This is a genomic window from Haladaptatus sp. T7 (assembly GCF_026008575.1).
In the GTDB taxonomy this organism is placed as follows: domain Archaea; phylum Halobacteriota; class Halobacteria; order Halobacteriales; family Haladaptataceae; genus Haladaptatus; species Haladaptatus paucihalophilus.
Map to the genome: position 1 here is coordinate 428,368 of NZ_BROP01000003.1, position 25,284 is coordinate 453,651.

Genomic DNA, 25,284 nt, shown 5'->3' on the forward strand with positions numbered 1-25,284 from the left:
GTCGTGAGAAGCGTCGTCGTTGCAAGCATTGTCGTGAGAAGCGTCGTCGTTGCAAGCATTGTCGTGAGAAGCGTCGTCGTTGCAACTACCGTGATGAAGTCCTCGAAAGCCCCCGGACGTTCGCGGTCGTTGCGTGGGATATTTTGGCCTCTCAACAACGCCCGGCCAAAATAGTTGCCCACGCAAGCGACTAAACGGAGCGCGAACGCCCGGCCCCTTTCAATCCACCCACACACCGTTTCCGCACAGCAACCTCGCACGCCACATCCTCCCCAACCGATTGCGCTCCTCACTTCGTTGCGGTACTCATCCCTCGCACGCTTCATCGAGACGGGTCGAACGACGAGTTCTCCCCGTCTCGCCAGCGCGCGCCACGATGGAAAGGTGAGTTGGCGTTTGTGACAGTTGGTCGGTCGAGCGTCGCCCCATCCTGTGAAATTCCCTCTCGAAGTCCTAGAGCAGGTCGTCGGAGATGATGTTCTTCTGGATTTCGCTGGTTCCCTCGTAGATTTTGGTGATGCGGGCGTCGCGGTAGTAGCGCTCGACGGGGTGGTCGGTGACGTAGCCCGCGCCGCCGTGGACCTGAATCGCCTCGTCTGCGACGTCCACGGCGTGCTCGCTGGCGAAGAGTTTCGCCATGCTGGCGAATCGAGTCGCCAACTGGTCGTCGCCCGAATCGACGTGGGAGGCGGCGCGGTAGGTCAGAGAGCGGGCGGCCTCCACGTCCGTCGCCATGTCCGCGACCTTGTGCCCGATGGCTTGGTACTCCTTGATGCGTCGGCCGCCCTGCTCGCGCTCGTTGGCGTAGTCGATGGATTCGTCCACGGCGGCCTGCGCGACGCCGACGGCCTGCGACGCGACGCTGACGCGACCCGAGGCGAAGAAATCCATCAGCTGATAGAACCCCTCGTTCTCCTCGCCGATGACGTTCTCGGTGGGGACGCGCACGTCGTCGAGGACGATTTCCGCGAGGTCCGAGGCGCGGATGCCGAGTTTGTTGTCGATTTTCGTCGGCTCGAAGCCGTCCGCGTCGGTGGGGACGAGGATGGCGCTGATACCGCGGTGGGGCGGTTCGGCCTCGGGGTCCGTCTTCGCCATGACGACGGCGACGTCCGCGACGGTGCCGTTGGTAATCCACATCTTGTTGCCGTCGATGACGTACTCGTCGTCGTCGCGCCGGGCGACCGTCTCGATACCCGCGACGTTCGAACCGTGCCCCGGTTCGGAGATACAGCTACAGCAGGCGGACTCGCCGCTGGCGATTCGCGGGAGCCACTCCTCTTTCATCCACTCGTCGCCGTACTTCCGGATCATGTTCGAGCCGAACCCGCGGCTGCCGATTGCGCTCCCGATACCCGCGTCGGCCCGCCAGAGTTCCTCGGTGACGATGACCGACGAGAGGGTGTCCATCCCGGCACCGCCGTACTCGACCGGAATGCCCGGTGCCACGAGGTCCAGTTCCGCCGCCTTCCGAACGAGGTCGTCGGGGTACTTCTTCTCCTCGTCGTGTTCGCGGGCGACCGGCGTTATCTCCGCCTCGCCGAACTCCCGCACCGCCTCGCGTATCGCACGCTGTTCGTCTGACAGTCGAAATGCCATACCCCGTCTTCGGATTCCAATGAAAAGAATCTTCGGCATTTCAGTAATCTATGTTAACAGAAGTCGCCACATATCCGTACACACCGGCGTAGATTTATACAGAATCAAGGAGAATACCTGACCCTAAAGGGTCAGGATGAATCCGACAACACCGATACACTCCACAGTCGATAGCAAGTCTGGATATTCCACGCCAACCGACACTATTAAGAAACGGCGTTCATAACCAGTTATGAAGCCAGAAAATGAGTCGAACCATTCGAACTTTCGAGGCTACAATCACGAACCAGCAACAGGTTCGTGACGACCTCGACCAACTCGGATGGGCCGCCTCAAAACTCTGGAACGTCGGTCGCTACTACGCACAAGAACAGTGGGATGAAACGGGCGAGATTCCCGATGACGGGGAACTCAAAGCCGAACTCAAAAGCCACGAACGCTACACGGACTTGCATTCTCAATCCAGTCAGCGCGTTCTCGAAGAACTCGCTGAAGCGTTCAACGGCTGGTTCGGCAAGCGTCGGAACGGCGACGACCGTGCCCGACCGCCCGGCTACCGGAAACATGGAGAATCCCACCCTCGTTCAACCGTGTCGTTCAAAGCGGCTGGCTTCAAGCACGACGCACAGTTCAACCGCGTTCGCCTCTCAAAAGGCCGCAACCTCAAAGAACACCGCTCGGACTTCATCCTGTGCAAGTACCAAACTCGCCCGGATGTTGACCTGACCGAGTGGGACATTCAACAGGTTCGCGCCGTCTACAAGCGTGACAAGTGGCGGCTTCAATTCGTCTGCCGCACCACTATCGACCCGGAACCGCCGGGAGACAAGGTGGCCGGTGTTGACCTCGGGATTTGCAACTTCGCCGCCGTCTCGTTCGGCAGAGAATCCGTGTTGTATCCGGGTGGCGCACTCAAAGAGGACGAATACTACTTCACGAAGAAGAAAGCCAAGTGTAACGATTCCTCGTCCCGTGAGGCGACTCGTCTTGACCGCAAGCGAACGGGTCGTCGGACACACTTCTTGCACGCCCTCTCGAAAGCAATTGTTGAGGAGTGTGTTGAACGGGGTATTGGTACGGTTGTCGTTGGCGACCTCGGTGGTATCCGAGAAGACGACGAGACGGGCGACTCTCGGAATTGGGGCGACCACGGCAACTTGGACTTGCACGGGTGGGCGTTCGACCGATTCACGACGCTTCTCGACTACAAGGCCGAAGCCGGAGGAATCAACGTGGAGTTAGTGTCCGAACGCGATACGTCGAAGTCGTGTTCGGTGTGCGGCCACACGGACGACAATCAGCGCGTTGAACGCGGACTGTACGTGTGTGAGAGATGCGATACGGTTGCGAACGCGGACGTGAACGGTGCGGAGAATATTCGGCAAAAGGTACTCCCGAGTCTCGCCACGGATGGCGGTGATAGGGATAACGGCTGGTTGGCACAGCCAGCGGTTCACCTGTTCGACCGTAGTGAGGGCCGTTTCGCCCCACAAGAACAGGCCGTGAACCGCGAACCGTAATATCCCAACTCAGCGGTGCGGTGCCGTGGGATTCCCGCGTCTTCAGACGCGGGAGGATGTCAAGTGCGAGAGAAACGAGGATGCGGACATGCGCGCTGCAGTGTTACGCGAGTACGGCGAACCCCTTCGAATCGAGGACGTGGAACGCCCGGAACCCGACCCGGACGGCATCGTGATAGAAACGGACGCCTGCGGCATCTGCCGAAGCGACTGGCACGCGTGGCAGGGAGATTGGGACTGGATAGGCGCGAAACCGCCAACGGGACATATTTTGGGCCACGAACCCGCCGGAACGGTCATCGAAGTGGGCGAGGACGTGACGCGCCTCAGCGAGGGCGATAGCGTCGCCGTCCCGTTCACCCTGAGCGACGGCACCTGTCCGGAGTGTCGAAACGGCCACTCGAACGTCTGTGAAAACCTCCTCCCGCTCGGCTTCGCCGACCCCGTTCCCGGCGCGTTCGCCGAGGAGGTTCACGTTCCCGCCGCCGACCAGAACGCGGTGACGCTCCCGGACGGCGTGTCGCCGGTGGCGATGGCCGGACTCGGCTGTCGGTTCGTCACCGCGTTCCACGGGTTGGTCCATCGGGCGGACGTGGACGCGGGCGATTGGGTCGCGGTCCACGGGTGCGGAGGCGTCGGCCTCTCGGCGGTCCACATCGCCTCGGCCATCGGTGCGAACGTCGTCGCCGTCGATTTGGACGACGAGAAGTTGGCGAAGGCGGAGGAACTCGGGGCGCTCGAAACCGTGAACGCCGCCGAGACGGACAACGTGCCGAGGGCCATCATGGGCATCACGGACGGCGGCGCGTCGGTGTCGGTGGACGCGCTCGGCATCGCCGAAACCTGCCAGAACTCCGTCTCCAGCCTCCGTCGCCGCGGCCAACACGTCCAAATCGGCCTCACGACGAAGGAGGAACGGGGGAGCGTGAAACTGCCGACGGACGCGATGGTGATGAAGGAAATCGAGTTCGTCGGGTCGTTCGGAATGCAACCGCCGCGCTACGACGAAATCCTCCGTATGGTCGAGTCGGGGACCCTCGACCCGAGCGCCGTCGTCTCCGAAACCGTCACGCTGGACGACGTTCCGGACCGGCTGGCCGCGATGAGCGACTACGAGACGATGGGGATTCCCGTCGTAGACACGTTCTGAGCGGCGAGAGACTCGTCCGACGCACCGCTCGGAAAACGAGACCGTACGGGTGCCTCGACGACGCGCTTCGGACGGCGTTCAGAGCGACGCGAGACGGGCGATGTAGATGAGGCTGAGAACGTGGTCGCTCGTGTCGAGCGAAGCGGGACCAGCGGACCCGAACCGGTCCGTCTCCGAGAACCCGTACATGTACGAGCGAAGGGACTCGTAGGCCGATTCGCTCAGCCAGTCGATGTCCACGTAGTAGGAGAGCGCGTTGCCGGTGTTCTCGAATCCGGCCTTTTCGATGAGGAAATCGAGCCATTCGAAGACCACGACCTCCGCACCGTAGCGGGTTGGCAGTCCCGTCAAGTAGGGTTTTTCCGGAAGCGAACCGGTCGCCAGCAGTTTGGTTTGCAACTTCACCAGTTCCTCGCGCTGACCGATACGGAGGAGTTCCTCGGCCGTCCGCTCGTCGTCGTCCGCGTCGAGGTCGAGGGGTGGTTCGTCCTCGTCAGCCATCCTGCGGAGTTCGCGCAGGTCGTACTCGGCTGGCTTGATACTCATTCTGATACTTAGAAGAAGAGTATTTCAACCCACTTAACTCTTGGTACGAGGCGGTTCGGGAAAACGAAGTTAAGAAAAGCGTCACGTCAGACTATTCGTCGTCGGTGCCGCCGCGGCGCTTTCGCGCGACGAGCACGACGCCGAGGAGACTGGCGAGGAGACCGAGTTTTCGGGTGAGTTTCCCGCTTCCGGCGGGTTCGGAACTGAAATCGTCCGCGCTGATTTCGTCGTCCTCGTCGTCCGTCCCGGAGCGGCGCTTGGCCACGAACAGGGCGGCACCGACGACGAAGAGGAGACCGAGGAGCGGTTTCAGCACCGACGACAGCGACGGGCAGGACGATTCCGATTTCGTGCTGGCGGTCGCGGGTGCGGAGTCCCTATCGGGGTACACTCGTTCCTCGACGAGCGCCGGCTTTTCGATGTTGATTTTGAGGAGTGACATCACCGTTCTATTCGTCACGGAACAAGGTTATAGCTTCTGTCTCCCGCCGACTTTCGATAGCAGTTCGAGGCGGAGAAATCAACGCGAAGAAGCATAAAAAACCCGTCAGACTTACGGTGGTCAACGAATACCGAAGGGTATGTCGATGCCGATCCGCGTGTTGCTGGTCGACGACGAACCGGACCTCGCGGAGATGGCGGCCCAGTTCGTACGACGGGAAGGAGACGCCTTGGAGACGCACGCGGAGACGAATCCGGTGGACGCACTCGACCGGCTGGAAGCCGAAGAGTTCGATTGCGTCGTCAGCGACTACGACATGCCGACGATGAACGGCCTCGAACTGCTCGCTGCCGTTCGGGAGTCGTTTCCCGAACTGCCGTTCATCCTGTTTACGGGGAAAGGAAGCGAGGAAATCGCCAGCGAGGCCATCTCCGCGGGCGTCACCGACTACCTCCAGAAAGAGACCGGCGTGGACCAGTACACCGTTCTCGCGCACGTCGTCGAAAACGCGGTGGAGAAACACCGCGCCGAGCGCGCGCTCCGCGAGAGCGAACGGCGGTTCGAAGCCGTGTTCGACGACCCCTTTTCCTTCATCGGCCTGCTCGAAACCGACGGGACGGTCATCACGATCAACCGAACCGCGCTCGACGCGATTCACGAGGACGCGGCGGCGGTCGAGGGAGAGCTATTCTGGGAGACGCCGTGGTGGACGATTTCGGACGAAGAACGGGAGGAGCTACGCCGACGAATCGCCGCCGCGGCGGACGGCGAATTCGTCCGGTTTCGCGCGGAAAACCTGACCGACGAACTGGGACCGGTCGTCCTCGACGTCATCGTCCGCCCCGTCCGCGGCGAAGCTGGAACCGTCGAAACGCTCATCGCCGAGGGGCGAAGCGTCGAAAATCACGACGGATGGTCGGAAGCCCTACGGTGAGGAAAACGACCCGCGGACCGCCTCGGTGAACGTGCGTCGAACGCCGGGACTGACGGCGAAGAGGATGCCGACGTAGACGACGCCGCCGAGCGAGACGAGCGAGAGGAGGTCGGTCCACGACGCCACGGGGACGGACGCGTGGGCGACGGAGACGACGACGAACATGACGAGACTCGCGCCGACTTGCGCTGCCATCGGACGCGAAACCGGTTCGACGCCGACGAGTTCACCCCGGAGGAATCGAAGCGCGCCGAGATACACGGCCGACTCGGCGACGATGGTCGCGGCGACGACCCCGACCGGACCGAACCGGAGCGTCAGAAAGACGCCGAGAAGGAGGTTGATGCCGACGGCGAGCGCCGAGAGCCGCATCGCCACGTCCGGCCTGTCGAACCCGTTGACCGCCTGCAAGAGCGGCCCGCTCTGTGCGCGGACGACGCGATACGCGGCGAGACCGACCAATAGGACGGCGGCGTTTCTGTACGCCGGTCCGTACACCGTCACGACGAGGGCGTTCGAGAGCGCGAGCGAGCCGAAGAGAATGGGAAACGCGAGGATTCCCGCGTAGGCCAGCGTGTTCGAGATGTCGTGGGCGGCACCGCCGACCCGCTCGTTTCTGGCGCTGACCGTCGTCATCAGCCCCCGTCCGGCCATGTCGGCGACGAACACGGCCGGGAGGGTGAACTTCCACGCGACCTCGTACCACCCGACGGCCGACGTGCCGTCCACGAGCAGGAAGCCGAGCAGGAGCACGTCGAGGCGGTCGTAGGTCGTTCCCAACAGCGTTGACGGGATGCTGTACCGAGCGTAGTCGGCGAGGCTCCGAACGAACGCGCGGGACGGAATCGCGGGGCGGGCCGCGACGAGGACGACCGCGAGGGGGAGCACCAGCGCGGAGGCGAGCGCCAGCCCGTACACCATTCCGGCCGCCCCGACGACGGTCGCCGTGCTGAGGAGGGCGACGAACCCGATTTGGAGCGGGAGGGTGAATACCGACCTGAGCGTATCGACCCACGTCGCGGCGCTGATTCGACCCCTGCCCTGGACGAGGCTGTCTATCGTCTCGTACACCGATTCGGTGGCGAGCAGGCAGACGAGCAACAGAGGGGCCAGCGCGAGGCCCGTGTAGTCACGAAGGACGTCACCCGCGAGGAAGACGACCGTACCCGCGATGACGACCCATCCGGCGTCGAACAGGAGTTGCGCGCCGAACGCGGGGGGCCGGAGCGCGTCGGATTCGGCGACGCGTTTTTTCGCCGCGAGCGACCAGCCGTTCATCGGTCGGTCGGCGAACTTCACCAGCGCGAAGAGGAGGTAGACGCCGCCGAACGCGCTCGGGCCGAGCCACCGCGCGAAGACGATGGTTCCGACGAAGCCGATGAGCGCCATCGAGAACTGGGCGACCGTCCCGCCGAGCGTCTCCTTGCTGAGGCTGGTTCCCGCCGCCTCGCTCATGCGTAGCCGAGGTCGCGGAGTTGCTCCTCGACGGCGGGCGAGACGGCCGCGTCGTTCGACACCACCCGTCGATTCAGTTCGTTCACGAGCGTTTCCACTCGCTCCCGCGGCTTTTCCGTTTCGCCGGACTGGCGGAACCCGTCGGGCGTCTCCCACCCGTAGTAGCCCGGCGCGACCAGCGCGTGTAGTTCCGTGTCCAGCGGTTCGACGTCGAACCCGTCGCGGGAGAGCGCGGCGCGGTGACGGTCCGTCAGACCGTGGTACTCGACCAGCCACTCGGGTCGGTCCGCGTCGTCGGGGTCGACGAGCAGGTTCCGCCCCCGCGAGTCCCCGTCGAGGTCGGCGATGTCGAGCACCGTCCGATGCACGTCGAGCAGGCTGACCGGTTCCTCGCGGCGGGCGGTCGCCCCGCCCGTTTCGTCTTCGCTCCAGATACAGAGCGGCACCTTCGTCACCTCGGGATACAGGCCACAGAGGTGCTCCCACGCGCCGTACTCGCCGAGGGCTTCGCCGTGGTCCGCGAGCGTGATGACGTACTCGAACTCCTCGCGGAGTTCGGCGAAGATGGCGCGATAGCGGTCGGCGAGGTAGCGAACGCCGTCGTCATAAGCCTGCCGAATCCTGTCGGGGTCCGCGTCGGGCGACGAAAGCGTCGCCCGAAGGCCGTCGAGTTCCGGGGGGTCCACGGTTCGGAACTCCTCGGGCGGGGCGTAGGGCGTGTGGGCCTCCATCAGGTTGACGAACAGAAATTCGTCGTCGCCGAAGTCGGTCTCGCGGACGAACTGGAGCGCCTCCGTCGCGCCGTCGTCGCGGGTCGTCCGACCCATCCCCAAGTCGCGGAGTTTGAGGAACGCGCCGCGCTTGAGCGACGGCACGGTGTCGCAGTCGCCCAGTAGAATGTCGCGCAACGCGACGGCGTAGCGCTTCGGCCCCATGTCGCGCGTCTCGGCGATAAACCCGTCCCAGTCGAAGACGTCCTCCGAGAGGGCGTCGAGTCGCCAACTCCCCTCGAACCGGTCGAATCCCCGGTGGAAGTCGAACGGGCGCGAGATGTTGACGTTGGCGCTGAACGCGCGGGTAGTGTAGCCGTCCCCGTGGAACGACTCGGGAAGCACCGGTTCGGGGCAGTCGAGCAACTGTGCACCGGCGTAGACCCCTAACTCGCTCGGATACTTCCCCGCGAACAGGGAGGCGTGTGCCGGGACCGTCCAGTGTGAGGTCGAATAGGCGTTCTCGAAGCGCGTTCCCGGAAGCCAGTCGAAGTGCGCGTCGAAGGCGTCCTTCCGTAGCGTGTCGAGGACGACGAGCGCGACGTTCATCGGTATCCCAGCGCGGACAGGCGCTCTTCGACCGACGCGTCCGCACCGTCGGAGGCGTCCGTTTCGCGCAACGTCTCCGCCGTTTTCATCCAGCGTTCGGGTTCGTAACTCCCCGTGTCGGTACCACTGGTGACGACCCACGGGACGTCGCGGAGGGCGCTTATCGGCGTGCTGTCGGGGTGCCCGTAGACGTACCACTCGCCGAATCCGTTGCCGTGGTCGGCCGTGATGACGACGCGCTCGGCGCCGAGGTTGTCGAGCAGCACCCGTACCTCCGAGAGGACGTAGTGGAGATTCTCGCGGTAGGAACGCCACACCTGCTCTGTGGAGAGGTCGCCGCGGCGCAAGCGCTCCCAGACGCCGACGCGCTCGCCGAACTCGTCCCGACTCATCGCGTCGCCCGGAAGCGGAGCGGGAATCGACGGGAAGTGCGGTTGCATGTAGTGAACGACGAGTTTCGTCGGGTCGTCCGCCCGCCAGTCGATGTCCCGCCCCGCGAGGATGGCCCGGTCGGTGACGGCGCGGGCGGGAACCGTCCCGAGTTCGTCGTCCCACCCGTCGCGCCACACCTCCTCCAGTCGGTCGAAGTTCCCGGCGTCGAGGTGTTCCGCGGAGTTCGGATTCGCGGTGACGTGGACCGTATCCGAACAGTCCCGCTTCCCGAAGTTCTCGCGCATCCACTCGTCCGAGCGGGTGCCAGCGGATTCGAAGCGCCAGACGCGCTCGACGAAGGGAACCTCGGGCGCGACCTCGCACATGCAGTCGAACCGACAGCCGTCGAGGACGACGAGCGCGTCCCACGGATGGTCGTAGACGGACTCGCCGAACTCCCGACGTTCCCCGACGCGTCGAAGAAACCCCTTGTACAGTTCGTACGCCGACTTGTCCACGCCGCGCCAGCCGTCCTTCCGAACCCGCTCCCGACTCTCCTCGACCCAATCGCCGAACGTCATCGGACCCCTCCCACGTCTCGAACCCTATCGACCGCGTTCCAGAACCCCCGTCGCCACAGCCAGTCGTTGACCCTGCCGAGCCTCGTCTCGGGGACGATTCGCTCCTCGTAGCGAGTCGGGTACTCGCGTTTCAGACGGGCCTCGATGTCGGAATCGATATTGGCGCGGGGGCGGTCGGGGTGCGACATCACCATCGCCGGGTCGTACCGACACGACCCGTAAGACTCCATCCGCCACCCGAATTCGGTGTCGTCGCGCCAGCCCGCGTACTCGCTCCGGAATCCGCCCGCGTCGAGCGCGACCTCGCGGTCGAAGGCGAGGTTACACCCCACGTACAGTCCCGTTCCGTCGTAGGTCCGTCCGCCGCTGACGCTCCCTTCGACGCAGACCGTTTCGCCGTCGAGGGCGTTCTCGATTACGGCGACCCAATCGGGCGGAGGGAGACAGTCGTCGTCGGTGAGCGCCACGACGTCCGCGCTCGCCGCCTCGATTCCGGCGTTTCGCGCCTCGCAGATGTCGAGGGACGCGTCCTCGACGACCAGCACCTCGAACTCGGTGGCGGTCTGGTTCCGCAAGGCGGCGACGACTCCCGCGTGGTCGTTCGATGGAACCGTCGGAATGACGACCGACACCCGCGGCTCATCGGATGCGTATGGGTTTCGTATCATCGGCATCGACTGCGGCGCGCTTTTCGGCCGCTTCCGCGTGCGTTCTGTTGACCAGTTCGAGCAACGACTCGGCGAACGTGGACCGGTCGTATCGACGCGCGAACCGCTGGATTTCCTCGGCATCGAAGTCGTCGGGGTCGAACCGTTCGACTGCTTCGCGGAGCGACCCGACCGTCGGGTCGAAGCGAATCCCCGTCCGGCCTTCCACGACTTGGTGGCGAGTGTACCCCTCGTTCACGCCGATGAGGGGTTTGCCCGCCGTCAGCGCCTCCGCCCCGACCAGTCCGAAATCCTCGTTCTTGGGCGCGTAGACGACGGCGGTGGCGCGCGAGACGATGTTCTCCACGTTCGGGACGTATCCCCGCAGTTCGACGTTTTCGAGGCCGCGCGCCTTCCGTTCGAGCCGCTCCCGTTCCTCCCCGTCGCCGACGACGAGGAGGCGTTCCTCCAACCCGGCGAACGCATCGACGATGAGGTCGATGCGTTTCTCCGGCGCGAGACGGGACCACGTGACGAAGTAGCCGTCGTCGCCCTCGTTTCTCCAGTCGCCGGTGACGGGCGGGTAGACGACGGCCGCCTCCCGGTCGTAGTACCGCTGGATTCGGTCGCGGACGAGTTCGCTGTTGGCGACGAACCGGTCGACGTACTCGTTGCCCTCCTTGTCGAGCGTCCGCCACGCCTTCGCGTAGCCCTTCAGCGCGAACCCGACGCCGGGATAGTCGAACTCCGAGAGCCGTTCGCGGAAGAGGTCGTACAACCACCGCGGCGGACTGTGCGGGTAGTGGAGAACCGTCTGTTCGACCGGCGGCACGTAGGACTTCGAAAGCGGTGCGCTTTCGAGGAGCACGTCGTACGCCGCCAGTTCGTCGTGCGCGTCGGTCAAATCGACCGCCACCGACAGCGTTTCCAGCGGGTTCATCCCCTCGTTCTTCCATTCGAGCAGTCGCCCCGAGAGACCCCGGGTGTACTTTTCCTGCCGTATCGGAACGATGGTCACGTCGTCCGGGACGCTGACATCGCCCGCCACGTACATCGTGTAAATCGGCGCATCGAGTACCCGAGCGGCCTCGATGGCGAACCGTTCGCCGCCCCCCATGGCGGGAAACCTGTCGTGTAAAATCGCAACGTCGCGTGATTCCTGTCTCATTGGCCCACCCCTGAGCGTGACGATGCTACAGCGCGTTAGCTGATAAATTGTGTGCTATTCTTGAAAATGTGACGTGAGTGTAACGATCAGGAACGAGTCAGGCGTCGGCGTCCGATTCGAACGCCGGGTGTACGTCGCGGATTTCCGCTATCAGTTCGCGAACTTCCTCGCTCGCCTCCTCGTCGGGGACGACCGGTTCCATCCCGTCGAACACCTCGTGGACCATCGCAACGCCGTCCGAGAGCGTGTCCAAGCCGTAGCCGCCTTCCAAGACGAATCCGAGCGCCGCCCCCGCCTCGTCCGCCAGTTCTCGAACGCGGGCGGTGAGCATGCCGTAGCCCTCCGTCGAGACGCGCATCCGGGAGATGGGGTCGTGGCGGTGGGCGTCGAATCCGGCGCTCACCAACACGAGGTCGGGGTCGAAGTCGAGAAGCGACGGCGCGACGAGGTCGTCGAACGCCGAGCGGTATTCGGGGTCACCCGACCCCGCGGGGAGCGGAACGTTGAGCGTCGTTCCCTCCCCGTCACCCTCGCCCGACTCGTCTATTTCTCCCGTGCCGGGATACAGTCCGTCCTCGTGAATCGAGACGTAAAACACGTCGTCGTCGCCGTAAAAGATGTCCTGCGTCCCGTTGCCGTGGTGAACGTCCCAGTCGAGTATCGCGACCCGTTCCGCTTCGCCCTCGTCGATGACCGACCGGGCCGCGACCGCGGCATTATTGAAGAAGCAAAATCCCATCGCATCGTCTTCCACCGCGTGGTGTCCCGGCGGGCGGCCCAGCGCGAACGGCGTCGAGCGGCCGTCTTCCCCCGAGAGCGCCGCCTTGGCGGCCCACTCCGCCAGCCCCGCGCTTTCGAGCGCGGCGTCCCACGTCGCCGCCACGGCAACGGTGTCCGGGTCCCAGTTTCCGCCGCCGTCCTCGCAAAACTCGCGGAACTCCGTTACGTATCCCCCGTCGTGGACCGCGGTCACTTCGGCCTCGGTTGCGGGAGGTGACTCGACGTATTCGACGCCGTGCTTTCGCGTGAGGGCCTGTCGAATCGCACGCAACCGGTCCGGGTTTTCCGGATGTCGCTTCCCGGTGTCGTGAGCTAAACAGGCCTCGCTGTAGCCGAAGTTCATTCGAACAGCCTGAAGTAGGTCTCGATGTCCTCGGCCTTAACCGTTCGCCGGTCCGCGTGATGGGCGAGGATCGACGCCGCGGCCGCGACGTTGTTGGCGTAATCTTCGAGGATGTCGGCAAGCGCCACGCGCGCGTCCATCGAAACCCGATAATCGTCGTCGATGTCGAGCCGCGCGATTCGGTCAACAGGCGCGACCGGAAGGACGAGTTCGTCCTTATCGATAACCTGTTGGACGCCGAAATCCTCCGCCATCAGCGTCTTCCGTCCGTCCTTCGTCGCCCGTTTTGCCGCGTCCACGGCCAACTCCGCTCCGTGAATTTGTATCCGGCGGGCGAGTTCTTCGGCGGCGTCCGCACTGACGCGGAGGTCACCTGCTTTCCGTCGGATTATCGTATCGACCGGCGCAAACGGAAGCTCAACGCTCATAATCCAACAGCGGAAGTCAGTCGCCCTTAATCTTTCCCTACCGTCGTTCGCGGCAAATCCGACGGGGAAACTGCCAGCACGAATAAAAAGGAAGACGATGAACTGCCGAACACGATGAGCGACCCACACGAACGCGACCGAACGATGGCAAAAGAAAAAGAAGAATCCGACGAGGCAAACGGGAAAGAGGAGGCCGAACAGGCCCGTGAGGAGGAACTCGAAGACGAAACCGACGTGGAACAGAACCAAGCCCGCGAAGACGCGGCGACCGACGAACAGAACAAGGACAATCACCGCGACGAAGAGCCGTTCCAGAGTTAAGATTCGACGCGAAACGAAGGCGACGCAGCGTTAGAAAACGTCCTCGGCGTCAATTTTCCCGCCGCGACGTTCGCCGCGCGCGGTCACTTCTTGTCCGAGGTGAACGTCCGCGTCCGTCTCGACGCTCACCGTTTCTTCGCCGTCGTCCAGTACGACGGGATTACCCGCCTGAACGACCGTCCCGGTGAACTCCACGTATTCGCCGTCGGCGGCCGTCGCGGTTGTGGTCGTCGTCTCCGTCGTGGTCCCGGAGTCCGTCGCTCGTTCGGCGTCGTCTCCGCCACTGTCGTCACTTTCGCCGCTTCCGTCACTGCCACCGCTTCCGTCGCTACCGTTCCCGAACGCGTCGAGGCCGGTCTCCGACTGGGCCGTCTCGTCCGCCTCGTCCGACCCGACGTCCGTCGGCGAATCGCTGTCGAGGACGGAGATAGTGGACTGCCACCCCGCGGAGGCTTCGATGTCGTCCGCCCAGCCGTCCTTTATCGAAACGTCGGCGAAGGCCGCTTTGTCTCCCGGCGCGAGTTCGCGGTCGGCCTTCTCGCCCCACAGCGCGACGCGGATGTCGCCGGTTTCGTCCTGCACGCGGACGTTTTTCACCTGTCCTTCCGACCCGTCGTCGCGGTCGAAGGTGCGCTTCGGGTCCGTCGAGCGAATCACGCCAACGATGTCGGCCGTGTCACCGATTTCGAGGTCCACAATCGACGTGCTCTCGGGAACGTATTCGATGTCGGCGTCGATCTCCTCGACGGCACCGCGGTTGCCGACGTGCAGTTCGAGGTTGCCGTCGCGCTCGCGGACGTACCCATCGACGATTTCGACGGCGATGCCCGGGTCGAGTTCCTCGGCCGCGTCCGCGCGCTCGTCCCAGAGCGTGATTCGGATTCGCCCCGTCTCGTCACCCACCGTGAGGTTGGCGACCCTGCCTTCCGACCCGTCGTCGCGGTCGAAGGTTCGAACGGTCCCCGTATCGAGGAGTTTGCCCTGCAGGTTCACGTCAGAGAGGCCGAGCGAGAGGTCGGACACCGAATAGGAGTCCTGTACCTGCACATCGACCTCCGTGTCCTCGTCGGGTTCGACTTGATCGACGTTGACCTCGGTCCCGCTGTAGCCGTCCGTCGGACGGCCTTTGATGCGAAGCACCTGGCCAGTTTCGAGCTGCTCGTCGGCGGCCTGCGCCTGTTCGTCCCAGAGCGAGATGCGAATCGAACCCGTTTCGTCCGCGACGTCGACGTTCAGGACGTGGCCGTCCTCCGCGTCGTCCCCGTCGCGTTCGAAGGACCGAACGTCGCCGATGCTCGTCACCTTGGCAACGAACTTCACTTCCTCGATGCCGGGTTCGATGTCGGCGACCCCGTTTACTTCGCTCTCGTCTAGTTCGTGGGCGATGAGCATTGCGGCGGTTTCCTCGTCCGCAAGGCCGCCCATCTGTTCGACTTTTTCCTCGACGGCGTCCCGGAACTCGTCCAGAGAGATGTCGGCGTCGAGGTCCCCGTGTACCTCGTCTATAACGCCCATAATCGTACTCGGTTGCAGGGTTGGCCGTCGCTTAAGCGTTGTCTTTGTGTCGGCAATCGGACGGAGTACGTCGATTCCGATGCGATTCGACTCATGCAGAACAGTGGTCCCCCCTTCACCCATAAACCTACGCTCCGTCTCTCGATGACGCTTTCGTCGAAATCAGCTTCCCGCGCTTTCGGTGGTGCTCCCACGGTCAGCGTCCGCGACGACCTTCGATTCTCCCATGCTCTTGTGGGTGACTTTCACCGACTCCGGGAGCGACCCTTCGAACGTGAACGTCGCGCGGTACTTGATTTCGGTGAGACACTCCGAACAGCCGACGCTCCCGTCTTTCTTCTTCGTTCCCATCGTCACCGTGAACGCACCCGATTTTGAATCGGACGTCGCGCTCTCGATTGTGGGACGCGCACAGGAGTCGCTCCCCGTCATCGACCCCGTGACGACGACTTGCTTTTTCGAGTCCTCGAACGCAACCGCGGCCTCGTTGCCGGGTTGTCCGCACTCCACGCTGATGACCTTCAGCGAGCGATTCTTCGCGGTCTCGTCCGTGCCGCTCGTCGGGGTCGTCCCCGTCTCCGTGGTTTCGGTGCCCGTCGTTGTCCCGTCCGTCGTGGTGGTTTGGAACGTCGTTGTCGTCGTCTCGGTTCCAGAACCGTCGGGTTCCGAGTTGCCCGGACTCCCGCCGCCGTCGCTGAGACAGCCAGCGAGCAGTCCGACAGTCGTCGCTGCACCGGCGCGTTTCAGGATGTCTCGTCGTTGCATACCAATAGCTACTGGACCCATTCTAAAAACACTCCCGTAGACGAAAATAGTGATTTGAGTTACTCCCACGGCATCGCCACCGCACCCGGTTCGTGGGATTGGGTCTCTCCCTCACACCGCCGCCACATCGCAAGCGCTATTAAGCCGACCGCGAAATGAATGAATGAGTCCTGGTAGGGTAGTGGACTATCCTCTTGGCTTGCGGAGCCAGGGACCGGAGTTCAAATCTCCGTCAGGACGTTTCTGCCAACACAACACCGACGAGCGCAGCGAGTCGTACGTGTTGGCAGAAACGACTCGCGGAGATTTGAGCAGACGAGACGCAGCGCGCGAACGTATGTGAGCGTGACCGTCTCGGCGAGTTCAAATCTCCGTCAGGACGCTCATTTCATTCGCGACCTGACTTGCCTCACGCTCGCGTCTGCTCGCGTGAGACTCCGTCGGACCGTTCCGGTCCGACGTGCTTCGCGCTCGTTTCACTCGCGCGAAACTCCGTCAGGACGTTTTCAGAGCGTAACGCGATGAGTAAAGCGAGTCAATGGCGCGAATAGAACAGCTAGCACCACCAAATATTCAGATTACTCACTGGGCAGACGCGAGCATGTAGGTACAAGAGAAGGATTATACCGACAATTAGCACAACGGCAGTTTTTACGAGTTCTTTATTCATGGAAATGAATCAGAATAATCCGCCGCCTAACCCAAAACCACTACTTTCTGACTTTTTGATATAATTCTGGAATTCTCGCTCAGCATCCTTGAAGTCCCGGACTTCAATAGTTTGAGTCATTACGTCCATCCGTAGGTCATTCATCATTCCTTGTGGCTCATAGTCATCTGTGATGACCCTCGCTTGGAGATTGCCACGTTCTCGAATTTCGTAGACTCCGTTCTGTTGTTTTTCAAGCGTCCATTTCCCGTTTCTTCGAACTACTGCCATTCTGATATCTCCTACTTCCAGATTGTTTCTTGACCTGATACTTAAGTTTTGACCTGCTAATAGCGCCTCTATCTGCTTTTCGATGACAGTTTGGGCAAAGGACAATCAGATTTTCCGAATGGTTTTGCCCACCTTCAGCCCGAGGTTTGATGTGATGAATATCTGGAGAATCTACTCGTTCATCACACCATTCACATCTTCGATTAGCTCGTTCGAAGTATAGCTCATTTTTTAGAGTTGTAGTTGGTGGCGGGACTTTTTCGACGTTAGTTTTGGTTCTTTTATTTAACACCCGACTATTTTGGGAGATTCCATTAAATAACCAAGCTACTGCTGCATGAACATCCGACTCTTGAGAGATTTTCCTAAAACCGAATATCACGTAAAGAAGACCGAGTAGTGAACCTCCCAAAATAATCCACCAGATATATGCCGTACTTCCGCCAAATGGCTGGTTCCAAACTACATATCCCCCGAAAACGAGACTTGCAACGAGGATTGCACTGGGGACAACTTCCTGCTCATTAGTTTGACTTCTCTCTCCTGTCATAATTCATATCATACATCACACATCATAAATGTTTTTCAGATGGAGATGGTGAGCTTCAGATTACTACGGTACAGTAACTTTCACTTCGTCGTGCGCAGTAGAACCTTCTCGTTGCTGAACTCGGTCACTTTCCCATCTTCAATCGTCACGTCGTACACCTCTTCGGCTTCCGGCCCGCGGACGAGTTCGTCCAGTTCCTCGCGCGCGTCCTCTCCGGGATCGGTTCGTTCGGCCCACGACTCGTAATCGAGGGATTTTCGCATGGTCGTGAGTTCGTCAACCGACAATCCGACGTCCCGGAACCAGTCCTGCCACCGCGCGACGGAATAGGCTTCGCCGTGGGTCGAATCGCGGAGCCGTTCGAACCGGTTGTAGAACGCGGCCAACGCGTCGTCCTCGGGAACGATGTTGTCCTCGAAGGCGAGGACGCCGCCGGGCGTGAGGACGCGGGCGACTTCGGCCACGAACAACTCAGGATTCGGGAAGTGGTGCGCGGCGATTCGGCAGGTCACGGCGTCGAAGGTCTCGTCGGGGAAGGGAAGCCGCTCCGCGTCGGCGACCGCACCGGAGACGGGAAAGGCGTCGGTGGCCGTTTCGACCATCGCGGGCGTGGCGTCGGCGGCGACCACGATGGGGACGGTTTCGGCGAGCGCACCCGCCGTGTGTCCGGCACCGCAGGCGATGTCGAGCGCGCACGCGGCGTCGTCACACCACGACGCGAGCAGTTCGAGGTCCGCACCGGTTCGGTGAACGTCGCTGTCGAGATAGGCGTCCGCGACGCTCCCGAACGAATCCGTCGTCGCCCGCTTCCGTTCGATATCGTCCATGCAGAGCGTAGGTCGAACGACACGAAGGCCGTTGCCGTTCGCGCAGTTTTCACCGAGCGCTCGTCTGCCATGGTGTGTCAGGCCAAATATACCGCGAACCGTGACACTTTTGAACCCGGCGTGAATATTTACTCGTGTATGAGTAAAATTGAGAACTACCGATTGTTCGTTCGCGACTTGAAGAAGTGGGCCGTGAAGAAAGCCGAGAAGTAACCGCTTTCAGACGGTTCGAAACTACTGACGGTGGCTCAGTCAGGTCGATGCATCATCCGTTTTCGAGCCATTTTACGCGCGTGACCGGTGTCGGAGGAGTTTTTCGTCGGCGGCGAGCAAGAAGTCGTATGGACGCATCCCTCCGTGCCGGGGTCGCCATCTACAACGCCGGTGAGTTTCACGCCGCCCACGACGCGTGGGAGGACCACTGGCTAGACCTCGAACGGGATACCGACGACGAACGGTTCCTCCACGGACTGATCCAGTTCACGGCGGTCGTACACCACACCGCCGACGCGAACTGGACGGGAATCCGTGGCCTCGCCGAGAGCGCGGCCGAGTATCTCGCCGGACTCCCGGACGAGTACCGGGGAGTGAACGTCGAAACGGTTCGGTCCTACCTCCGAGGCGTGCGGGACGACCCCGAGCACGTCGAGCGAACCGCACCGCCGCAACTGACCAGCGACGGGACCGTTCTCCGCCCCGAGAACCTCGGATTCGACGCGTCCGCGGTGGCCGCCCTGGTCCTCGCCGAGGAGTTCGGCTACGACGAACCGACGTTCGAGCGAGCGGTCGAATTCGCACGGGCGGATTTGGACGCCGGGGACGAGGGAAGCCGGTTCATTACGTTCCTCATGGATTTCGTCCGGCAACCGGAAAACAGGGCGCTGATAGCACAGCGTCTGGGTCAGCACGTCGAAAAGCGGGAGTTCCGGGAGGCGGACGTGAGCGACCTGTTCGAGTGACCTCACGAGCAGGTCCGGCACCCGTGAATCGAATCACCGTGGGATACGTTGTTGACGTTGGGAATGATTTATGTCCGTGACACCCGCTAGAGCCAGATAATGAGCGAGGTTTCCGCGAGCGTCGGGCGCTACCTCAGTACGATTCACCTCGTCAGCAAGAGCACGGGACGTCCGGCCAAAACCGGGGAGTTGGCGAACGCCTTGGACGTGAGCGCGGCCAGCGTCACCGAGATGCTCACGACGCTCGAAGCGCGCGACCTTGCGACCTACGAGAAGTACAAGGGGGCGACGCTCACGAACGAGGGCGAGGAGACCGCACGGGAAGTGATGTGGAAACGATGTCTCGCGGAGAACTTCCTGAATGACGACCTCGAAATCGACGACCCGGACGAGGCGCGCGAGATGGGAAACGCCCTCTCGGACGAGGTTGCGAGTCGCATCCGCGAGCACATCAATCACCCCTGCAACGGCGAGTGCAGCGCGCCCCAGACCGAATACAACGAATGTTGTGACGACGTGCGCGACACCGAAGCGAACTAGGCGAAGCGAACGATTTCTTCGAAGCCGTCGAGCGAGAGCGTGTCCCCGGAGGAGATCCCTCGCGCGGCGGAGCGGCCGAACGCGTCGGTAACGAACTGACGAGCGACCAATCCCTTCCGCCTGTTCCCCGCCGCGAGTTCGCCGTCCGCCTCCGACAGCAACAGCGCGGCGGTGTACACGTCGAAGACGTACTCGGCCAGTTCCTTCGCGTGGAGTTGCGCGTACTCCTCTTCTTCCGTCGCAAGCGTCACGAGAGCCTCCTGTAGCCCGTCGAGTTCGTCGCGGGTGGTCGCCACCAAGTCGGCGAGGTCGTCGTGTTCGATACCGTCCAGTCGGTCACGGGTCAGTGCCAGCGCGGGTTCGTGTGCGTCCTCTCGCGCCAACGCGCGAAGCACGTCGAGCGAGAGGATGTTCGAGGTCCCCTCCCAGATGGGAAGCACCTGCGCGTCGCGCAGGAGGCGGTTCGTGACGAAATCGTTCACGTAGCCGTTGCCGCCGTGAATCTCCATCGCGTACGACGCGACGTCGACCGCCATCCGCCCCGTTCTCGACTTCGCGATGGGAACGAGCAGGCGCATCAGCGCGAACGCGTCCTCGTCGCCGCGGTGGTAGCGGTCGAACGCCCGCCCGGCGTCGAACGTGAACGCGGTCGCCGCCTCGTGAGCGACGGCCATCTCCACCAAATCGCGGCGCATGAGCGGATATCGGTCGATGGTGCTGCCGAACGCCTCGCGGTTCGCGGCTCGAACTTTGCTCTCCAACAGCGCCCGCCCGATGAGACCGCACGACGCGAAGGCGTTGGCGATGCGTTCGAGGTTGAGCATCTCGGACATGTATCGAAAGCCGGATTCGAGTTCGCCGACGAGATGCGCCTCCGCCCCGCGGAACTCGACCTCACCGGTCGGAACGCTTACCGTCCCCAGTTTGTCCTTCAGCCGACGGACGAACGTGCCGTCGCGCTCGCCGTTGGACGTCGTTCCCGGGACCAGAAAGAGCGAAAGCCCCTCGGTTCCGTCGGGCGCGTCCGGCGTCCGCGCGAGCGTGAGGATGGCCCCCGAATCGACGTTCGAGCAGAACCACTTCTCGCCGGTCAGTTCCCAGCCGTCGTCGGTGCGTTCGGCGACGGTTTCGGTCGCGCCGACGTCGCTCCCGCCCTGTCGCTCCGTGAGGAACATCGCGCCCTGAAGCAGGTCGTCGTACTCGCGGGCGGTGAGTCGGTCGAAGAACTCCGAGAGGGACCCGTCGGAACCGTGGTCGAACCGCTCCAGCACCAACGCGACGCCCGCGGTCATGGCGACAGGGCACGTCAATCCCACGTCCGCGTACGCGAGGAGGTAATCCATCGTCAGGTGGTGGAGCATGGACGCCGGGTCGTCGCGGTCCGGCGGTGCCCGAAACGAGTCGGCGACGATGCCCGCGCCGTACACGAGTTCCTCGTTTTCCAACTGGGCCGGATGGTACTCGATGTCGTTTACGAGCCGCCCGTGTCGGTCGTACCGGCGGAGTTCCGGGCCGTGTTCGTCGATGGTATCCGAATTCGGGGCGACGGTCGTTCCGACGATGGCACCGAACTCGTCGAACCGCTCCTCGGCCCAGCCTCGGTCTCCGGGATAGGTTCGCTCGACTTCGTGTTGCAAAACGGGGTCGTACTGCCAGTAATTCATCCCGCGGCCGCGGTCGAACCGCCCGTAGTCGATACTCATACTGGCCGACACATCGCGGCCGAACTAATTAAACGATGTCCCGGTACACCCGTCCGAAAGCGATGCGCTGGAGGGTCGCAATCGCCGCGTCCTCCTTTTGCTGGTAGGTCGCCGCGACGACCGCCTCCGCCGACGGCGCGACGTGCCACGCGACGTTATCGACGTTTTCGCTCCCCTCGACGTGCACCTCGAATCCGTCGGGAACGTCGGCCTCGAACTCGTCGCGTGTGCCGGTTTTGATTTCGAGCAGCGAGGCGAACAGGGCGTCCCGCGCCGTCGCAATCACGTCGCCGGTCACGCGTTCGCCGTACTCCTCGCGGTCGAAGTCCATCGCTTTGGCCGTCTCCTTGACGACGGTCTGTGCGACCGGCCCGACGTCTTCGTACTGTTCGTGCGCAGCCCCCTCCGTCTCCGGGGCGAAGATTCCGTGCGTCTCCATGGCGGGTACTTTTCGGGGAAGAAACTATTCGTTTTCGTCCTTCGATTCGTCGTCCGCCTTGGCGTCGTTCCGGTCCGCCTCCGCGTCGTTGCCCTCGCCGAGCATCTGTTCGGTCATCTGCCGCGCCTCGGCCATAACCCGCTGGGCGTCAGCGCCCATGGTCGCGTCCCGACCGTAGCCACCGGCCTGTTGGAGTTCGTCCTCCAATCCGCCGTGGTCGTGATGTCCGTGACCGTGATGGCCGTGGTCGTGAACCGTGTCCTCGAACACCTGCGGGTACTCCTCCTCCTCCGCGTACTCCGTGATTCGCGGCGCGAGTTCGTCGGGTCCCTCCTCGTCCCATCCGGGCGCGTGTTCGTCCAGCCACGACTCGTGGTCCGCGTCGCCGAGAATGGCAGCGAAGGCGAGATGGTTGGCGAGGTGTTCCCCATCGGACTGTGGCGTTTCGCACACCGGACACGCATATCCCATGCACGTGGGTATGGCGTCCGCACTGAAAAACGGTTCAGTCGGCGACGGTCAGTCGAGTTCGACGATCATCACGAGTGCGTCCTCGCCGTCCCCGTAGTACCGCGGTATCGTCCGCAAGTAGCGGAAGCCAAAGTCGCGATACAGCGAAATCGCGGGTTCGTTGCTCGCCCGGACCTCCAGTTTGACGCTGTGCGTCCCCCGCGCTCGAAGGCCCGAAAGCGCCTGTTTCAGAAGCTCTCGTCCGATTCCCTCACCGCGACGCGAGGGGTGAACCGCGATGTCCTTGACGTGCCCGAGCGCCCGACCGTGATTCGGAATCATGTCGGCGACGATGTAGCCGACTATCTTCGCACCGTCCGTGGCGACGAGAAACGTGGGTTCGTCGATGTACCGTTCGAACGCCGCGAACGGCCACGGCTGGCTAAACGAGGCCTTCTCGATGCGGAAGATGGCGAGCAAATCGGTATCCTCCGCGGAACGAATCGAAATCGACCCGTTCTCGGTCGCGGTGGTAGTCACGAGCGACCATTCGACGCGGAGGACTAAAGCCTTGACCACCACCTTTTTCTGCGGTCGGGGCGACTCGCCCCGACCGCTGGCAGTCTTCTTGACGGCTTCGCCGTTCGCGTTTCGAGGCGCTTCGCGCCTCGCCTCGTTCGCGGAAGAAAAACTCGTGCGACAGCAGGAGGCCTCAGCCTATCGCTCCCTCCGGTCGCTCGCTTGAATCCAGCGACCGGAGGGAGCGATAGGCCGGTGCCACAGCCACAGAACGCCAGTAACATACCGGAAAATCTCCGATTTTCCGGGCCGACGAGCGAGCGAAGGGAGCGAGGTGTGCTTTTGGTCCAGCTTTTACAGGGAATGCGAGGGAGCGGAGCTCCCTCGTTCCTCCACGGCGAAGCCGTGAAGAAGCCAGCAAGAGCGATGGCGACAGCCATCGCTCTTGCTTGTGACCGTCGTAAAAGGTGGGTGCTGAAAGGTCGTTAGTCGTCCGCGGAGGCCGCGGTGTCGCCGCCCTCTGCCTGCTTCTTCGTGTGGGACAGCTTGCCACCGTCGGCGAGAATCTGGCGCTCGCGTTCGGAGGCGTCGAGGGTCGCGGTGAGTTCCCAGTCGTCGTTCACGCGGACCGTGAACTCTTCCTGACCGGAGCGGACCGCTTCCGCAACGTCGTCGACGATTTCGATGTCGTCGCCCTGTTCGAATTTCTCGTAGTCCTCCTCGCTGATTTCGAGGGGGAGCAGACCGAAGTTGAACAGGTTGGCCTTGTGGATGCGGGCGAAGCTCTGTGCGAGGACGCCTTCCACGCCGAGGTACATCGGGCACAGGGCCGCGTGTTCGCGCGAACTACCCTGACCGTAGTTCTCGCCGGCGACGAGGAAGCCGCCGTCGGCGTCGAGTGCGCGCTGTGCGAACGAGTCGTCGACGCGCGAGAGCGTGAACTCGGAGAGTTTCGGGATGTTCGACCGGTACATCAGGATGTCCTGCGTGGCGGGGATGATGTGGTCGGTCGTGATGTTGTCCTGCATCTTGAGCAGGGCCGGGCCTTCGAGGTCGGATTCGAGTTCGTCCTTCAGCGGGACGTCGCCGATGTTCGGGCCTTTGATGAGTTCGTCGTCGACCGCTTCGTCGGGGGAGATGAGGTCCGGGTCGTCGGCGGTGGTGCCGTAGTTGTCGCCCATCTCGAACTCGGGCGCTTCGAGGTCGCCGAGTTCGTCGGCGAGGTCGCGCGGGTCGATGATTTCGCCTTTGATGGCCGCCGCCGTGGCGACTTCGGGCGAGCAGAGGTACACGGAGTCGTCCTCGATACCGGAGCGACCCTCGAAGTTGCGGTTGAAGGTACGGAGCGAGACGGAATCGGACGCCGGAACGTGACCGATACCGATACACGCACCACAGGTCGCCTCGGAGAAGTTGACGCCTGCCGCCATCAGTTCCGCGACCCAGCCCTCACGGGCGAGCATCTCGGAGGCCTGCTTGGACGCCGGAGCGACGATGAGGTCCGTCTTCCGGTTGACCGTGCGGCCTTCGAGCATCTTCGCGGCGGGGAGGATGTCCTCGTAGCCACCGTTCGTACAGGAACCGATCATAACCTGGTCGACCGACTGTCCGGCGACTTCGCGGACCGGAACGACCTTGTCGGGCATGGACGGCTGTGCGATGAGCGGTTCGAGGTCGGAGAGGTCGATGACGATTTCGTCGTCGTACTCCGCGTCGTCGTCGGGCTGGAGGTCGACGTACTCGTCCTCGCGGCTGAGGCGCGAGAGCCACTCCTCGGTGTTCTCGTCCGTCGGGAAGATGGACGTCGTTGCGCCGAGTTCCGTTCCCATGTTCGTGATGGTCGTTCGCTCGGGGACCGAGAGCGTCTCGACACCGGGACCGGTGTACTCGAAGATTTTGCCGACGCCGCCCTTCACGGAGAAGCGACGGAGCATCTCGAGGATGACGTCCTTCGCGGTCGCCCACTCGGGGAGTTCGCCTTCGAGGCGGACGTTGACGATTTCGGGCATCTCGATGTAGTACGGGCCGCCACCCATGGCAACCGCGACGTCGAGACCGCCGGAACCGATTGCGAGTTCGCCCAGACCGCCAGGGGTCGGCGTGTGGGAGTCGGACCCGAGCATCGTCTTGCCGGGTGCGGCGAAGTTCTCCTTGTGGACGTTGTGACAGATACCGTTGCCGGGACGGGAGTAGTGTGCACCGAACGTGCCCGCCGCCGAGCGGAGGAAACGGTGGTCGTCCGTGTTCTTGAAGTCGAACTGGTAGGTCTGGTGGTCACAGTACTGCGCGGCGATCTCGGTCTGGACCTCGTCCATGTCGAGCGCCTCGAACTGGAGCCACACGAGGGTCCCAGTCGTGTCCTGTGTGAGAACCTGGTCGATCTCGATTCCGATTTCCTCACCGGTTTCGAGTTCGCCCTCGACGAGGTGGTCGTCGAGAATCTTTTCCGTCAGTGTTTGTCCCATATCGGAC

27 protein-coding genes and 1 tRNA gene are annotated in these 25,284 nt (G+C 62.9%); 7 read left to right on the forward strand and 21 right to left on the reverse strand.

The annotated features are described in order from the left end of the window. Together OPC11_RS11445 and OPC11_RS11450 are read right to left on the reverse strand one after the other, a co-directional pair. A partial coding sequence (locus OPC11_RS11445; RefSeq protein ID WP_264781936.1) for a hypothetical protein occupies window positions 1–326 on the reverse strand: 326 nt, incomplete at its 3' end. Between the two features lie 127 nt (window positions 327–453). Continuing rightward, window positions 454–1,599, reverse strand: a complete 1,146-nt coding sequence (locus OPC11_RS11450; RefSeq protein WP_264781937.1) for an acyl-CoA dehydrogenase family protein — start codon at window positions 1,597–1,599, stop codon at window positions 454–456. Between the two features lie 245 nt (window positions 1,600–1,844). Between OPC11_RS11450 and OPC11_RS11455 the strand changes: the two genes are divergently transcribed. Continuing rightward, the gene (locus tag OPC11_RS11455) at window positions 1,845–3,119 is read left to right on the forward strand and encodes an RNA-guided endonuclease TnpB family protein (protein ID WP_069452712.1); all 1,275 of its coding nucleotides are present in this window, start codon (window positions 1,845–1,847) and stop codon (window positions 3,117–3,119) included. A gap of 88 nt (window positions 3,120–3,207) precedes the next feature. Further along, complete coding sequence (locus OPC11_RS11460; protein WP_264781938.1) at window positions 3,208–4,269, forward strand: zinc-dependent alcohol dehydrogenase family protein; 1,062 nt, start codon at window positions 3,208–3,210, stop codon at window positions 4,267–4,269. 78 nt (window positions 4,270–4,347) lie between these two features. On the opposite strand, the gene OPC11_RS11465 is transcribed toward OPC11_RS11460, so the two are convergent. Both OPC11_RS11465 and OPC11_RS11470 read right to left on the reverse strand, forming a co-directional pair. Beyond that, a complete protein-coding gene (locus OPC11_RS11465; protein WP_026177828.1) occupies window positions 4,348–4,815 on the reverse strand; it encodes a FlaD/FlaE family flagellar protein in 468 nt (155 codons plus the stop codon). 91 nt (window positions 4,816–4,906) lie between these two features. Then, window positions 4,907–5,257 (reverse strand): hypothetical protein, encoded by a 351-nt coding sequence (locus OPC11_RS11470; RefSeq protein ID WP_264781939.1) that lies wholly within the window; start codon window positions 5,255–5,257, stop codon window positions 4,907–4,909. 139 nt (window positions 5,258–5,396) lie between these two features. Here OPC11_RS11470 and OPC11_RS11475 point away from each other — a divergent pair, with 139 nt between their 5' ends. Beyond that, window positions 5,397–6,191: a response regulator gene (locus OPC11_RS11475; protein WP_264781940.1), complete on the forward strand. Its 795-nt coding sequence runs from the start codon at window positions 5,397–5,399 to the stop codon at window positions 6,189–6,191. Here the strand turns inward: OPC11_RS11475 and OPC11_RS11480 are convergent. The 7 genes from OPC11_RS11480 to OPC11_RS22085 form a co-directional block, all read right to left on the reverse strand. Further along, window positions 6,183–7,646, reverse strand: a complete 1,464-nt coding sequence (locus OPC11_RS11480) for a lipopolysaccharide biosynthesis protein (protein WP_007980016.1) — start codon at window positions 7,644–7,646, stop codon at window positions 6,183–6,185. The two genes, OPC11_RS11475 and OPC11_RS11480, sit on opposite strands and share 9 nt — an antisense overlap. Then, window positions 7,643–8,965, reverse strand: a complete 1,323-nt coding sequence (locus tag OPC11_RS11485; protein ID WP_264781941.1) for a sulfatase-like hydrolase/transferase — start codon at window positions 8,963–8,965, stop codon at window positions 7,643–7,645. Before OPC11_RS11485 ends, OPC11_RS11480 begins: the two co-directional genes overlap by 4 nt. After that, window positions 8,962–9,918, reverse strand: a complete 957-nt coding sequence (locus OPC11_RS11490) for a hypothetical protein (protein WP_264781942.1) — start codon at window positions 9,916–9,918, stop codon at window positions 8,962–8,964. Before OPC11_RS11490 ends, OPC11_RS11485 begins: the two co-directional genes overlap by 4 nt. Then, window positions 9,915–10,586, reverse strand: coding sequence for a glycosyltransferase (locus tag OPC11_RS11495; RefSeq protein ID WP_232423789.1), 672 nt, complete (start codon window positions 10,584–10,586; stop codon window positions 9,915–9,917). Before OPC11_RS11495 ends, OPC11_RS11490 begins: the two co-directional genes overlap by 4 nt. Then, entirely contained in the window at window positions 10,558–11,733 is a 1,176-nt protein-coding gene (locus OPC11_RS11500; RefSeq protein ID WP_264781943.1) for a glycosyltransferase, read from the reverse strand. Before OPC11_RS11500 ends, OPC11_RS11495 begins: the two co-directional genes overlap by 29 nt. 97 nt (window positions 11,734–11,830) lie before the next feature. Then, complete coding sequence (locus OPC11_RS11505; RefSeq protein ID WP_264781944.1) at window positions 11,831–12,856, reverse strand: histone deacetylase; 1,026 nt, start codon at window positions 12,854–12,856, stop codon at window positions 11,831–11,833. Next, the gene (locus OPC11_RS22085) at window positions 12,853–13,284 is read right to left on the reverse strand and encodes a histone (RefSeq protein WP_007980029.1); all 432 of its coding nucleotides are present in this window, start codon (window positions 13,282–13,284) and stop codon (window positions 12,853–12,855) included. Before OPC11_RS22085 ends, OPC11_RS11505 begins: the two co-directional genes overlap by 4 nt. Before the next feature lie 114 nt (window positions 13,285–13,398). On the opposite strand from OPC11_RS22085, the gene OPC11_RS11520 reads away from it, so the two are divergent. Then, window positions 13,399–13,605 carry a hypothetical protein gene (locus OPC11_RS11520; RefSeq protein WP_007980031.1) on the forward strand — a complete coding sequence of 69 codons (207 nt, stop codon included), beginning with the start codon at window positions 13,399–13,401 and terminating at the stop codon, window positions 13,603–13,605. 30 nt (window positions 13,606–13,635) lie between these two features. Here OPC11_RS11520 and OPC11_RS11525 read toward each other — a convergent pair whose 3' ends face one another. Together OPC11_RS11525 and OPC11_RS11530 are read right to left on the reverse strand one after the other, a co-directional pair. Next, complete coding sequence (locus tag OPC11_RS11525; RefSeq protein ID WP_264781945.1) at window positions 13,636–15,120, reverse strand: single-stranded DNA binding protein; 1,485 nt, start codon at window positions 15,118–15,120, stop codon at window positions 13,636–13,638. Between the two features lie 162 nt (window positions 15,121–15,282). Beyond that, the gene (locus OPC11_RS11530; RefSeq protein ID WP_264781946.1) at window positions 15,283–15,885 is read right to left on the reverse strand and encodes a hypothetical protein; all 603 of its coding nucleotides are present in this window, start codon (window positions 15,883–15,885) and stop codon (window positions 15,283–15,285) included. Between the two features lie 167 nt (window positions 15,886–16,052). Between OPC11_RS11530 and OPC11_RS11535 the strand changes: the two genes are divergently transcribed. Further along, window positions 16,053–16,125 (forward strand) — tRNA-Arg (locus OPC11_RS11535). A gap of 439 nt (window positions 16,126–16,564) precedes the next feature. Here OPC11_RS11535 and OPC11_RS11540 read toward each other — a convergent pair. The 3 genes from OPC11_RS11540 to OPC11_RS11550 form a co-directional block, all read right to left on the reverse strand. Beyond that, complete coding sequence (locus OPC11_RS11540) at window positions 16,565–16,825, reverse strand: hypothetical protein (RefSeq protein WP_264781947.1); 261 nt, start codon at window positions 16,823–16,825, stop codon at window positions 16,565–16,567. Next, a complete protein-coding gene (locus OPC11_RS11545) occupies window positions 16,788–17,375 on the reverse strand; it encodes an HNH endonuclease signature motif containing protein (protein ID WP_264781948.1) in 588 nt (195 codons plus the stop codon). Before OPC11_RS11545 ends, OPC11_RS11540 begins: the two co-directional genes overlap by 38 nt. 80 nt (window positions 17,376–17,455) lie before the next feature. Beyond that, complete coding sequence (locus OPC11_RS11550; RefSeq protein ID WP_264781949.1) at window positions 17,456–18,202, reverse strand: class I SAM-dependent methyltransferase; 747 nt, start codon at window positions 18,200–18,202, stop codon at window positions 17,456–17,458. Between the two features lie 341 nt (window positions 18,203–18,543). On the opposite strand from OPC11_RS11550, the gene OPC11_RS11555 reads away from it, so the two are divergent. After that, entirely contained in the window at window positions 18,544–19,161 is a 618-nt protein-coding gene (locus OPC11_RS11555; protein ID WP_264781950.1) for a DUF309 domain-containing protein, read from the forward strand. A 99-nt stretch (window positions 19,162–19,260) separates the two neighbouring features. Then, on the forward strand, window positions 19,261–19,701 hold the full coding sequence (locus OPC11_RS11560; protein ID WP_264781951.1) for a metal-dependent transcriptional regulator: 441 nt from the start codon (window positions 19,261–19,263) through the stop codon (window positions 19,699–19,701). On the opposite strand, the gene OPC11_RS11565 is transcribed toward OPC11_RS11560, so the two are convergent. The 5 genes from OPC11_RS11565 to OPC11_RS11585 all read right to left on the reverse strand — a co-directional run bounded on the left by OPC11_RS11565 (window position 19,698) and on the right by OPC11_RS11585 (window position 25,277). Next, window positions 19,698–21,404, reverse strand: a complete 1,707-nt coding sequence (locus OPC11_RS11565; RefSeq protein ID WP_264781952.1) for an acyl-CoA dehydrogenase family protein — start codon at window positions 21,402–21,404, stop codon at window positions 19,698–19,700. The genes OPC11_RS11560 and OPC11_RS11565 overlap by 4 nt on opposite strands. Window positions 21,405–21,432: 28 nt before the next feature. After that, the gene (locus tag OPC11_RS11570; protein WP_007980045.1) at window positions 21,433–21,843 is read right to left on the reverse strand and encodes a DUF5809 family protein; all 411 of its coding nucleotides are present in this window, start codon (window positions 21,841–21,843) and stop codon (window positions 21,433–21,435) included. 24 nt (window positions 21,844–21,867) lie between these two features. Continuing rightward, window positions 21,868–22,314, reverse strand: a complete 447-nt coding sequence (locus OPC11_RS11575) for a DUF5810 domain-containing protein (protein WP_264781953.1) — start codon at window positions 22,312–22,314, stop codon at window positions 21,868–21,870. A gap of 48 nt (window positions 22,315–22,362) precedes the next feature. Further along, window positions 22,363–22,833 carry a ribosomal protein S18-alanine N-acetyltransferase gene (gene rimI, locus OPC11_RS11580; RefSeq protein WP_026177827.1) on the reverse strand — a complete coding sequence of 157 codons (471 nt, stop codon included), beginning with the start codon at window positions 22,831–22,833 and terminating at the stop codon, window positions 22,363–22,365. Between the two features lie 464 nt (window positions 22,834–23,297). Beyond that, on the reverse strand, window positions 23,298–25,277 hold the full coding sequence (locus OPC11_RS11585) for an aconitate hydratase (RefSeq protein WP_264781954.1): 1,980 nt from the start codon (window positions 25,275–25,277) through the stop codon (window positions 23,298–23,300). Between the last annotated feature and the right edge of the window lie 7 nt (window positions 25,278–25,284).

Coding starts and splice junctions, on each gene's coding strand:
- OPC11_RS11545 (WP_264781948.1), bottom strand. CDS start 17,375: ATGACAGGAGAGAGAAGTCAAACTAATGAGCAGGAAGTTGTCCCCAGT.
- OPC11_RS22085 (WP_007980029.1), bottom strand. CDS start 13,284: ATGAGCGTTGAGCTTCCGTTTGCGCCGGTCGATACGATAATCCGACGG.
- OPC11_RS11465 (WP_026177828.1), bottom strand. CDS start 4,815: ATGAGTATCAAGCCAGCCGAGTACGACCTGCGCGAACTCCGCAGGATG.
- OPC11_RS11520 (WP_007980031.1), top strand. CDS start 13,399: ATGAGCGACCCACACGAACGCGACCGAACGATGGCAAAAGAAAAAGAA.
- OPC11_RS11525 (WP_264781945.1), bottom strand. CDS start 15,120: ATGGGCGTTATAGACGAGGTACACGGGGACCTCGACGCCGACATCTCT.
- OPC11_RS11460 (WP_264781938.1), top strand. CDS start 3,208: ATGCGCGCTGCAGTGTTACGCGAGTACGGCGAACCCCTTCGAATCGAG.
- OPC11_RS11505 (WP_264781944.1), bottom strand. CDS start 12,856: ATGAACTTCGGCTACAGCGAGGCCTGTTTAGCTCACGACACCGGGAAG.
- OPC11_RS11480 (WP_007980016.1), bottom strand. CDS start 7,646: ATGAGCGAGGCGGCGGGAACCAGCCTCAGCAAGGAGACGCTCGGCGGG.
- OPC11_RS11530 (WP_264781946.1), bottom strand. CDS start 15,885: ATGCAACGACGAGACATCCTGAAACGCGCCGGTGCAGCGACGACTGTC.
- OPC11_RS11485 (WP_264781941.1), bottom strand. CDS start 8,965: ATGAACGTCGCGCTCGTCGTCCTCGACACGCTACGGAAGGACGCCTTC.
- OPC11_RS11495 (WP_232423789.1), bottom strand. CDS start 10,586: ATGATACGAAACCCATACGCATCCGATGAGCCGCGGGTGTCGGTCGTC.
- OPC11_RS11490 (WP_264781942.1), bottom strand. CDS start 9,918: ATGACGTTCGGCGATTGGGTCGAGGAGAGTCGGGAGCGGGTTCGGAAG.
- OPC11_RS11585 (WP_264781954.1), bottom strand. CDS start 25,277: ATGGGACAAACACTGACGGAAAAGATTCTCGACGACCACCTCGTCGAG.
- OPC11_RS11575 (WP_264781953.1), bottom strand. CDS start 22,314: ATGGGATATGCGTGTCCGGTGTGCGAAACGCCACAGTCCGATGGGGAA.
- OPC11_RS11555 (WP_264781950.1), top strand. CDS start 18,544: ATGGACGCATCCCTCCGTGCCGGGGTCGCCATCTACAACGCCGGTGAG.
- OPC11_RS11500 (WP_264781943.1), bottom strand. CDS start 11,733: ATGAGACAGGAATCACGCGACGTTGCGATTTTACACGACAGGTTTCCC.
- OPC11_RS11450 (WP_264781937.1), bottom strand. CDS start 1,599: ATGGCATTTCGACTGTCAGACGAACAGCGTGCGATACGCGAGGCGGTG.
- OPC11_RS11470 (WP_264781939.1), bottom strand. CDS start 5,257: ATGTCACTCCTCAAAATCAACATCGAAAAGCCGGCGCTCGTCGAGGAA.
- OPC11_RS11550 (WP_264781949.1), bottom strand. CDS start 18,202: ATGGACGATATCGAACGGAAGCGGGCGACGACGGATTCGTTCGGGAGC.
- OPC11_RS11455 (WP_069452712.1), top strand. CDS start 1,845: ATGAGTCGAACCATTCGAACTTTCGAGGCTACAATCACGAACCAGCAA.
- OPC11_RS11565 (WP_264781952.1), bottom strand. CDS start 21,404: ATGAGTATCGACTACGGGCGGTTCGACCGCGGCCGCGGGATGAATTAC.
- OPC11_RS11540 (WP_264781947.1), bottom strand. CDS start 16,825: ATGGCAGTAGTTCGAAGAAACGGGAAATGGACGCTTGAAAAACAACAG.
- OPC11_RS11560 (WP_264781951.1), top strand. CDS start 19,261: ATGAGCGAGGTTTCCGCGAGCGTCGGGCGCTACCTCAGTACGATTCAC.
- OPC11_RS11475 (WP_264781940.1), top strand. CDS start 5,397: ATGTCGATGCCGATCCGCGTGTTGCTGGTCGACGACGAACCGGACCTC.
- OPC11_RS11570 (WP_007980045.1), bottom strand. CDS start 21,843: ATGGAGACGCACGGAATCTTCGCCCCGGAGACGGAGGGGGCTGCGCAC.